The organism is Streptomyces rishiriensis (genome assembly GCF_003112535.1).
Lineage (GTDB): Bacteria > Actinomycetota > Actinomycetes > Streptomycetales > Streptomycetaceae > Streptomyces > Streptomyces rishiriensis.
This window is the reverse complement of sequence record NZ_BEWA01000008.1, coordinates 389,061-398,642: the sequence shown is the minus strand read 5'-3', so window position 1 is coordinate 398,642 and position 9,582 is coordinate 389,061. Positions and strand designations below refer to the sequence as shown.

Genomic DNA, 9,582 nt, shown 5'->3' with positions numbered 1-9,582 from the left:
GACGAGCTTGGCCAGGCCCCGGCCCCGGTGGGCGCGGGCGGTGCCGGTCATGCCCGTGTCGTATCTGCCGGCGTCGCCGGTGTGGGCCACGCTGAAGGCCACCGGCCTGCCGTCGGCCACGGCGACCGAGGTCAGGTCAAGGTTCAGATGCGGGTGCCTCCAGTACTCGTCGACCCAGGCCTCGTAATCGCTCATCTCGGTCGCGACGTCGCTCGGTTCGTCCGAGCCCGCCTCCGCGTCCAGTGCGAACAGCGGGCGGGGGTCGTCCGCGAAGTCGGCGGCGGTGCGCAGTTCCACACCGGGCGGCGGGTCCTGAAGCGGCGGCAGAGCGGCCTTCGCCAGGTCCAGACGGAGGAAGTGCGCGCTGCGCCCGGCCCGGTAGCCGCGCCGTTCGGCGAAGGCGCGGTGGCCCGGCTCGTCCAGCACCCAGGCGAACAGCTTCGTCGCCCCGTGCGCCGCGAGGTGCTCCTCGGCCGCCCGCACCAGCAGCGTGCCCGCGCCGCGCCCGGTGTGCGCCGGGTCCACGTACACGTTGAGGGCGCCCTGGCCGGGCTCCGGGCTGTCGTGGGCGAGGCTCACCTGGGCCGTCCCCACCACCTCGCCGTCGATCACGGCCACCAGCTTGCGGGCGTGGGCGGCGGGGTGGGCGGACGTGAGGCCGTGCAGCACGGAGGCGGGGCTGAAGTACACGTAGGGCAGAGCGAGGTGCCGGACCCGGACGAAGCCCCGGATGTCGGCGGCGGCGCCGGGGCGCAGATCGCGCACGATGACGGTCATGGGGCGCACGCTACGTGCGGGCGGCGCGGATGTGCCTCCCATTTTCCGCGGGTGCGGGACAATCGGCCCGTGACCTTGAAGATCCATGTCGATGAGGGCGCCGCACCCTACGAGCAGGTGCGCGCGCAGATCGCCGAGCAGGCCCGGTCGGGCGCGCTGCCGGTCGGCTACCGGCTGCCGACGGTGCGGGGGCTGGCCGAGTCGCTCGGCCTCGCCGCGAACACCGTCGCCAAGGCCTACCGGGCGCTGGAGACGGACGGCGTGATCGAGACCCGGGGGCGCAACGGCACGTTCGTCGCCGCCTCGGGACCGGCGGCACAGCGCGAGGCGGCGGCGGCCGCAGGCGCCTACGCCGAGCGGGCGCTGCGGCTGGGGCTCACCGAGGAAGAGGCCTCGGCCGCCGTGCGGGAGGCCCTGCGGGCGGCCTACCAGGCGTGACCGGGGGCGGGTGGTCATCCGTGATCAGCTGCGGGCGGCGAGCGCGCGCGGCGTCCGCGTCACCCGCAGGCCCGCCCGCTCCGCCGTCCTGCCGAACAGCGCCGCGTCCCCCACCGCCGCGCCGCCCGGGTCGTTGTTGAAGTACGCGTAGACGTCGGCGTCGCGCGCCCAGGTCGTCGCGACGCGGTCGACCCAGGTCTCCAGCGCGCGATGCCCGTAGCGCGGCCACGGCCGGGCGCGGCCCTGGTGGAAGCGGACGTACCCCCAGTCGGCGGTGCGCCACAGCGGAGTGACCGGGCGGGACGCGACGTCGGCCCAGCACAGGGCCGCGCCCCGGGTCCGCAGCACCTCCCGCACCTCGGCGGTCCACCACGAGTCGTGCCGCGGCTCCACCGCGACGCGGGTGTCCGCCGGGAAGCAGGCCAGACAGGCGTCCAGCAGCCCCGGATCGGCCCGCAGGGTCGGCGGCAGCTGGAGCAGGACCGGGCCCAGGCGCGGCCCGAGGCCGGCCGCGTGGGTCATCAGCCGGTGCACCGGCTCCCCGGGATGGCGCAGCCGCTTGACGTGGGTCAGATAGCGGCTCGCCTTCACCGTGACGGTGAAGTCCGACGGGACGCGGGCGCCCCAGGACGCGAAGGTCTCCCGCGACGGCAGCCGGTAGAACGCGTTGTTGATCTCGACGGTGGCGAAGTGCGCCGCGTACTCCTCCAGCCACCGCCGTACGGGAAGGTCCGCCGGGTACAGCACGCCCTTCCAGTCCTTGTACTGCCAGCCCGACGTGCCGACGTACAGCGTCATACCTCCATCAAAACACCCGGGCCGGATCCGCGTGTCCCGAAGGAGTCAGAGATAGAGCCCCGCGTCCACCCCGCCCCGCGGCTCCGGCAGCGAGGCGGGGGAGACGCCCCGGCGCAGCGCGTACAGCTCCGCCAGCGTGGCGCCCTCGCGGCCGACCCCCTCCTCCGTGCCCAGCCAGTCCACGGCCTCCCGGCGGGTCAGCGGGCCGACCTCGATGCGGGCCATGCAGCGGCCGGGGCGCACGACGGCCGGGTGCAGCCGCTCCAGGTCCTCGTTGGTGGTGACCCCCACCAGGACGTTGCGCCCCTGTCCGAGCAGGCCGTCGGTGAGGTTCAGCAGCCGGGACAGGGCCTGGCCCGCCGTGTGCTTGGCCTCGCCGCGGATCAGTTCGTCGCAGTCCTCCAGGAGCAGCAGCCGCCAGCGGCCCTTGCCCGTGCCGTCCTCCTCGCCGATCGCGATGTCCATCAGATAGCCGACGTCGGAGAAGAGCCGCTCCGGGTCCAGGACGCAGTCCACCTGGCACCACTCCCGCCAGGAGCGGGCCAGGGTGCGCAGCGCCGAGGTCTTGCCGGTGCCGGGCGGGCCGTGCAGCAGGAGCAGCCGGCCGGCGATGTCCTCGGGGGTCGTCGCCATCAGGCCGTCCATCGCCTCGGCGACGGGGGCGGTGTAGTTCGCGCGCACCTCGTCCCAGGTGCCGGCGGAGATCTGACGGGTCGTGCGGTGCGGTCCGCGCCGCGGGGAGACGTACCAGAACCCCATGGTCACGTTCTCCGGCTGGGGCTCGGGTTCGTCCGCCGCGCCGTCGGTGGCCTCGTCGAGCACCTTGGCGGCCAGTTCGGCGGTGGTCGCCGTGACCGTGACGTCGGCGCCGCGGTTCCAGCGGGAGACCAGCAGCGTCCAGCCGTCCCCCTCGGCCAGGGTGGCGCTGCGGTCCTCGTCGCGGGCGACCCGCAGCACACGGGCGTGCGCCGGCAGCAGGGTCGCGCCGGAGCGTACGCGGTCGATGTTCGCGGCGTGCGAGTACGGCTGCTCGCCGGTCGCGAAGCGGCCGAGGAACAGCGCGTCGACGACATCGGACGGCGAGTCGGAGTCGTCGACGGTGAGCCGGATCGGCAGAGCGTCCTGTGGCTGGACAGACATGCGCCCATGATCCGGCACCGGGCCCCTGTCCGCACCCGGTTTCCGCACTGCGCGTGGCGTGTCGGGTAAGCCGGACATGCCGGATACGCGAGTTTCGTCCGGTGGTCGGCCGGTCCCGCCGGTCCCGCCGGTCCTCGCGCCGCCGCCTCCGTTTGACGACCGGTCAAGAGCGCTACTCCGTACGCCTCGGGGTGCAAGTGGGCCCGAACCGGCCCCCACGGCCGTCGTGAGGGCGAAAAGTCTTGGCATGGACACTTCCCGTCAATGCGGGTGCTTGCTACGAAAGTTGTGGCAGAGAACCTGCTAAAGGAGGTTCCATGAGACGTTCCCGACTTGTCGTATTCGTCAGCTCAGCCCTCCTCGCCCTCGGCGCCGCCCTCACCGGGGCGGGCTCCGCGCAGGGATCCCACCTCGCCGCCACCGGTGGCTATGTGGCCCTCGGCGACTCCTACTCCTCCGGCGTCGGCGCGGGGAGTTACCTCAGCTCCAGCGGCGACTGTAAGCGCAGCACCAAGGCCTACCCGTACCTCTGGAACGCCGCCCACGGCCCCGCCTCGTTCACCTTCGCTGCCTGCTCGGGAGCCCGTACGGGTGATGTTCTGGCGAGTCAGCTCGGCGGCCTGAACTCCTCCACCGGCCTCGTCTCCATCACCATCGGCGGCAACGACGCGGGCTTCGCCGACGTCATGACGACCTGTGTCACCAGTTCCGACAGCGGCTGCCTCGGCCGTATCGACACCGCCCGCGCCTACGTCGACTCCACGCTCCCCGGCAAACTCGACGGCGTCTACTCGGCGATCCGCTCCAAAGCACCCAACGCGCGCGTCGTCGTCATCGGCTATCCCCGCTTCTACCGGCTCGGCTCCCTGTGCCTCGGCCTGTCCGAGACCAAGCGCTCCGCCATCAACGGCGCGGCCGACTACCTCGACGCCGCCGTCGCCCGCCGCGCGGCCGCCCACGGCTTCGTCTTCGGCGACGTCCGCACCCCCTTCGGCGGCCACGAGATCTGCTCCGGCAGCTCCTGGCTGCACAGCCTCGACCTGCTGAACATCGGCGAGTCCTACCACCCGACCGCCTCCGGCCAGTCCGGCGGCTACCTGCCGGTCCTCACCAGCGCGGCCTGACGGCCGCCGCCCGGCTCATTCGGACGGCGAGGACGAGGGGGAGGCCCCGCCCGACGGGGTCTCCGTCTCGCAGGTGACCGAGAACGGCACCGCGTCCGACGTCGCCTTCACCGGCTTGCGCACCTCGACGGCGATGGAGTTCCGGTACGTGCCGCTCCCGGCGTACGTCGACACGATCACCTTGTCCTGCTTCGACTTCCCGCCGCCCGACGGGAAGTCGAGCGTCTTCCAGGTCTGCCCGGACAGCTCGCCGTCCTTCGACACCCAGCGGTAGGACACCGTCGCGGGCAGCCGTCCCACCGTGATCGTCGCGGTGAAGGCGGGCGCGTCGGCGTCCTGCGGCGGACACGCACCGGTGTAGTCCGTGTGCGCGCCGGCGACGCTGACCGTGACCGTCTGCTCCGGTGCGGCGGACGAGGGGCTCCCGCTCGGGCTCGGGCTCGCGGACTCCGCCGCCGACCTGCTCGGCTCCCGCTGCGGCGCGGGCGAACTCACCGCTTCCGAGGCGCTGTTCGTGACCCCGCCGGAGCCGCTGCGGCGGCCGACGTCGTGGTGCAGCAGCCCGTACGTCAGTCCGGCGACCGCCAGCGCCAGCACCGCCACCCCCGTGACGAGGAGCACGCCGGCCCGCCGGCCCCGGTCCGGCTCCGGCGAGGAGGCGCCCCGCCCCGCCGCGCCCGCCGGGGCGGACGTCCACGGCTGTGGCGCGGCCGGGTCCGCGGGCCCGTGCCGGAAGGGTTCGGCGGGGGTCGCCGCCGTCGGCGGATACGGCGCGTACATCGCCCCGCGGGTCGTGCCCGCGCCCGGATCGCCTCCCCCGGAGGGCGTGCCCCCGGCCGCGATCAACCGCAGGTCCCGTTCGGCCCGTTCGGCGGACAGCCGTTCGGCCGGGTCCTTGCGCAGCAGGCCCTCGATCACCGGCGCGAGCGGCCCCGCCCGGCGCGGCGGCGGCAGCTCCTCGTCGACGACCGCCCGGAGCGTGCTCAGCGGAGTGTCGTACCGGAAGGGGGAGTTGCCCTCCACCGCCGCGTACAGCAGCACGCCCAGCGACCACAGATCCGACTCGGGACCCGGTGTACGCCCCAGCGCGCGCTCCGGCGCGAGGAACTCGGGAGAGCCGATGACCTCGCCGGTCATGGTCAGCGCCGAGGTGCCCTCGACGGTCGCGATGCCGAAGTCGGTGAGCACCACGCGGCCGTCGTTCGACATCAGCACGTTCGCCGGTTTGACGTCCCGGTGCAGCACGCCCGCCTCGTGCGCGGCCCGCAGCGCGGCCAGCACCTCGGCGCCGATGTGCGCGACCCGCGCCGGTTCGAGCGGCCCCTCCGCGTCGAGCAGTTCGGAGAGGGAGATCCCGTGCACGATCTCCATGACGATCCAGGGCCGTCCGTCCTGGGCGGCCACGTCGTACACGGTGACGACGTTGCGGTTCGCGACCCGGGCCGCGGCCCAGGCCTCGCGCTCCAGCCGGGCGTACAGGCGCTCCACGTCGGAGGCGGCCAGCCCGTGCGGCGCGCGCACCTCCTTGACCGCGACCTCGCGGTGCAGCACCTCGTCACGGGCCCGCCACACCGTGCCCATGCCGCCCTCGCCGAGCGGGGTCAGCAGACGGTAGCGGCCCGCGATCAGACGTTCACTGCCCGGTTCTTCGGACACCGCGCCCCCATTTCGCTCTTCGCATCCGGGCGAAAACCTCCGCAACCCCACCAACGTAGCTCAGCCCAGTACGGATGCGGCCCCCCTGAGCACCAGTCCGGCACCGAGGACCACCACGAGGAAGGCGGACCACAGGGGCAGATTGCGGCGCACGAGCGTCACGGCCGGGTGGGTCGTCCAGCGCGGCTGACGGTCCAGGAGGCGGGTCGCCCCCGCGCCGAGCCTGACGACGGCGAACCCGGCGGCGGTCAGGGTCAGCGCGAGACCGACGCCGTACGCGACCACGAGCAGCAGCCCGAACCAGGCCTGCCCGAGCGCGGCCGCACCGACCAGCACGACCACCGCCGACGGGCTGGGCACCATGCCGCCGGCGAACCCGAGCAGGAGCGTGCCGCGCAGGGTGGGGGCGACGGCGTGGCTGTGGGTGTGGCCGCCGTGGGTGTGCGTGTGGGTGTGCCCGTGGTCGTGCTCATGACCGTCTTCGCGGTGAGGCCCGTGGCCGTGCTCGTGACCGTGCTCGTGGTCATGTCCGTGCTCGTGTTCGTGACCGGTTTCGTGACGGTGCCCGTGAGTGGGGTCGGGGGCGTCGTGGTCGTGATGGGCATGGGTGTGCGCGGTGGTGGCCCCCACCAGTGCGAGTTGACGGTCCGCGGCCTTCGCCGGCTCGTGGGCGGGCGAGTGACCACCCGGCGGGTGCGGGTGCGGGTGCGGGTGCGGGTGGGGGTGGGGATGGGCGTGTCCGTGCGCGGTGCCGGTGCCGCCGCGGCCGCGCCAGGCCCGGCGTGCGAGGGTCGCGCCCGCGAAGAGCACCAGCGCGCCGCTCGCCAGCCCCAGCCAGGCGATCACCGAGGGCGCCGCGGCCGAACCGGCGGTGACGAGAAGGCCCAGCGCGACGACGCCGAGCGTGTGCGTGACGGTCACCGACGCGGCGAGCGGGAGAACGTCCTTCATCCGCGCCCTGCCGCCCCGGGCCGCCGCCGTCGCGGCCATGATGGTCTTGCCGTGGCCCGGGGCGACCGCGTGCAGCGCGCCGAGACCGATGGCGATCACCAGGGCGAGCGCGGCGAAGCCGAGGGTGAGGTGCTGGCGGGCGACCAGATCGTCCAGGGCCCGTGTCCAGCGGTCCGCGCCGCGCGGCAGCACCGAGGCGGCCGGTGCGTCCCGGTTCTCCTCGACGAGCGCCGCACCGCCGGGCCGCACCCGCACGGACGCGGTCGAGGTGTCCGCCGGGGAGGACAGCAACTCCTTGGGATAGCTGGTCAGTTCGCCCGACAGCGACTTCTTCGGGACGTCGGACGCGGTCAGCGTCATCCGGTCGCCGCGCGCGGTGATCTCCCGCCAGCCGGGGCCGGTGGAGACGCCCGCGCTGTGAAAGCCGACGGAGACGGCGTCCCCGTCGGCGACGTCGGGCAGCGGGGCGGCCAGCCGGCACTCGACGCGCAGCGTGTCGAGCCCCGCCTGACCGGGCCGCACGGACGCCTTGCTGGAGCCCACCGTGAGGGTCACGGCCCGGCCGTCGACGGTGAGCCTGCTGCCGGACGCGGCCGTGGCGCAGCGCTCCCGGGCCCAGGCGCTCATCCCGAGCCGCTCGATGTCGGGCTTCGCCTGGGTCGCCGGGATCTCGGCGAGGTCCTCGACATGGTCGACCCGCAGCTGTCCCGGGGCGGCGACGAGACCGTCGTAGCGGTTGACGGTGAAGTTGCCGAGCGGGTGCGCGCTCGCGCCGGCGGAAGGAACCAGCGCGAGCGCACAGCCGGCCGTGAACACGGCCGCGCAGGAGGCGAACAGTCGACGGGTGCTCACTTGCTCGCCTCCAGCGTCTTGAGCGCCGCCCGGGCCTGACGGGCGCCCAGCGGCGAGAAGCCGGGGTTCAGCTTCAGGGCGGCGGCCAGGTGGGTGCGGGCGTCGGCCAGGTGGCCCGTGGCCTTCTCGATCACACCGCGGTGGTAGAGGAAGGCGGCGTTGCGGTAACCGGTGGCCGTGGCCTGCCGGGCGTAGGGGAGGGCCTCGGCGTCCTTGCCGTTGACGTGGAGAGCCCAGGCCAGGGCGTCCGCCGTGTGCACGGTGTGCCGGCGGGACCAGTCGTCGCGGGCCGCGCGCAGGGCCGTCGCCCGGTCGCCGTGGTCGGCGGCGGCGAGCGCGGTGTCCAGGTCGGCGTTGACGCCGTTGGCGCGGGCGATCGCGGTCCACGCGTCGACGAGCGCGTACTGCTCCTGGGCCTTCGTCCTGTCTCCGGCGCCGCCTCTGGCCTCGTACAGCTCGCCGAGCTCCACCAGCGGTCCGGGGAGCGGATAGCGGGCGACGATCAGCTCCAACCCCTTGAGGGCCTCGGCCTGCTGTCCGCTCGCCGCCTGGGCGCGGGCGCGGCCCTCCAGCGCGGGGAGGTAGTTCTCGTCCGCGGCGAGGGCGCGGGCGTAGTGGGTGAGGGCCGTGGCGTAGTCGCCCTGGTTCCAGGCGAGTTGGCCGAGCTGGGCGGCGACGTAGGCGATGTCGCCGGGCGACGTGGACACGGCGAGGGCCCGCTCCAGGACCCGGCGGGCGGTGGCGACGTCGCCGCGCAGTTCGTGGACGTAGGCGTAGCGGGTGAACACCGGTACCCCGGGGCGTCGTTGGTCCGCCGTCTGCACGGCCGCCTCGGCGTCGTCGTAGCGGCCCAGCTCGACGAGGGCGTCGACGCGCGAGCACAGGGCGCGTTCGTTGTAGGGGTTCTGCTTCAGGGCCCCGTCGGCCAGCTTCAGGGCGTTCGCGAAGTCGTGCCGCGCGGCGGCCAGGGCGGCCCGGCCGGCCAGCGCCTGGTCGTTGTCGGCGCGCAGGGAGAGGGAACGCTTCAGGGCCTGCTCGGCCTGCGGATAGCGGGAGGGGTCTCCCTTGGTGCGGGCCTGCTCGACGTAGGCCAGCCCGAGCGTGGCCCAGCCGCCGAAGTCCCTTGGCTGGACGCGCAGATGGGCCTGCAGGGCCGTGATGCTCGCGTCGAGGTCGCCGCCGGCGAGCAGGCCGGGGGACACCGCCGCGGCGGTCGCCACGGGCATGTCGCGTCCGTCGTGCACCGCGCCGAGCGCGATCGCCCCGGCGGTCAGCGCCACGGCCACCATGGCGGCGCAGGCGGTGAGCTGGGCGGCCCGCCAGCGACGTCCCGCGGCCCCCGCCCGCCGCACCGCGGCGACCCGCTCGTCGGCATCGGCACCGGCGTCGGCATCGGTACCGCCATCGGCACCGGCCGCGTCGGGCTCGTCGGCCATGTCGTCCGTGGCGTCGTCGCCCGTCTCCCGGTCGGTGACAGGGACCGCTCGAACGTCGCCGCCCGCGTCGTCCCCGGCCTCGGCCCCGAGGGCGACGCCGGTGTCGGCCGAGGCTCCGCCTGCGCCGACGTGATCGGCGTGGTCGGCGTCGGCGTCCGCCGTCGTGCGGGTCTCCGTGTCAGCTGCCCCCGGGTCGGACCCGGTCGCGTCCTCCGCGGTGGAGGCTCCCCCGGGTGCCGGGGCGGTGGTCGGCGCCGGCCGTCCCGGGTCCGGGACCGGCGCGCCGGAGGCCGGTTCGCCGGAGACCGGCCTGCCGGTGACCGGTTCCGGTCGGGCGGAGGCCGGTCGGGTGGGCTCCGGTGCGCCGTCGTTCGTCCGCGGGGACATGCCCTCTCCTAGATCGCCTGGGA

General features: G+C 74.6%; 8 protein-coding genes. 2 read left to right on the top strand and 6 right to left on the bottom strand.

The window, feature by feature from the left end:
* Positions 1 to 777, bottom strand: a 777-nt coding sequence (locus Sri02f_RS16095; protein ID WP_109001974.1) for a GNAT family N-acetyltransferase, incomplete at its 3' end; no start/stop codon positions are given.
* A 69-nt stretch (positions 778 to 846) separates the two neighbouring features.
* On the opposite strand from Sri02f_RS16095, the gene Sri02f_RS16090 reads away from it, so the two are divergent.
* Complete coding sequence (locus Sri02f_RS16090; RefSeq protein ID WP_167467553.1) at positions 847 to 1,215, top strand: GntR family transcriptional regulator; 369 nt, start codon at positions 847 to 849, stop codon at positions 1,213 to 1,215.
* A gap of 24 nt (positions 1,216 to 1,239) precedes the next feature.
* Here Sri02f_RS16090 and Sri02f_RS16085 read toward each other — a convergent pair whose 3' ends face one another.
* A complete protein-coding gene (locus Sri02f_RS16085) occupies positions 1,240 to 2,013 on the bottom strand; it encodes a DUF72 domain-containing protein (protein WP_109001972.1) in 774 nt (257 codons plus the stop codon).
* Between the two features lie 45 nt (positions 2,014 to 2,058).
* Positions 2,059 to 3,153 (bottom strand): DUF5925 domain-containing protein, encoded by a 1,095-nt coding sequence (locus tag Sri02f_RS16080; protein WP_109001971.1) that lies wholly within the window; start codon positions 3,151 to 3,153, stop codon positions 2,059 to 2,061.
* Positions 3,154 to 3,470: 317 nt separating this feature from the next.
* Here Sri02f_RS16080 and Sri02f_RS16075 point away from each other — a divergent pair, with 317 nt between their 5' ends.
* Positions 3,471 to 4,277 (top strand): SGNH/GDSL hydrolase family protein, encoded by an 807-nt coding sequence (locus Sri02f_RS16075; protein WP_109001970.1) that lies wholly within the window; start codon positions 3,471 to 3,473, stop codon positions 4,275 to 4,277.
* Positions 4,278 to 4,292: 15 nt separating this feature from the next.
* On the opposite strand, the gene Sri02f_RS16070 is transcribed toward Sri02f_RS16075, so the two are convergent.
* Genes Sri02f_RS16070 through Sri02f_RS16060 form a run of 3 tightly spaced genes read right to left on the bottom strand, consistent with a single transcriptional unit; the run spans position 4,293 to position 9,559 of the window.
* Complete coding sequence (locus tag Sri02f_RS16070) at positions 4,293 to 5,933, bottom strand: serine/threonine-protein kinase (RefSeq protein WP_109001969.1); 1,641 nt, start codon at positions 5,931 to 5,933, stop codon at positions 4,293 to 4,295.
* Positions 5,934 to 5,993: 60 nt separating this feature from the next.
* Positions 5,994 to 7,736 carry a sulfite exporter TauE/SafE family protein gene (locus Sri02f_RS16065; RefSeq protein WP_109001968.1) on the bottom strand — a complete coding sequence of 581 codons (1,743 nt, stop codon included), beginning with the start codon at positions 7,734 to 7,736 and terminating at the stop codon, positions 5,994 to 5,996.
* Positions 7,733 to 9,559 (bottom strand): tetratricopeptide repeat protein, encoded by a 1,827-nt coding sequence (locus tag Sri02f_RS16060; protein WP_109001967.1) that lies wholly within the window; start codon positions 9,557 to 9,559, stop codon positions 7,733 to 7,735. The genes Sri02f_RS16065 and Sri02f_RS16060 overlap by 4 nt, the downstream gene beginning before the upstream one ends.
* Positions 9,560 to 9,582 lie beyond the last annotated feature (23 nt).

Bases quoted from the DNA above. Each gene is read 5' to 3' on its own strand.
- Sri02f_RS16080 (WP_109001971.1), bottom strand. From the start codon at position 3,153: ATGTCTGTCCAGCCACAGGACGCTCTGCCGATCCGGCTCACCGTCGAC.
- Sri02f_RS16060 (WP_109001967.1), bottom strand. From the start codon at position 9,559: ATGTCCCCGCGGACGAACGACGGCGCACCGGAGCCCACCCGACCGGCC.
- Sri02f_RS16085 (WP_109001972.1), bottom strand. From the start codon at position 2,013: ATGACGCTGTACGTCGGCACGTCGGGCTGGCAGTACAAGGACTGGAAG.
- Sri02f_RS16075 (WP_109001970.1), top strand. From the start codon at position 3,471: ATGAGACGTTCCCGACTTGTCGTATTCGTCAGCTCAGCCCTCCTCGCC.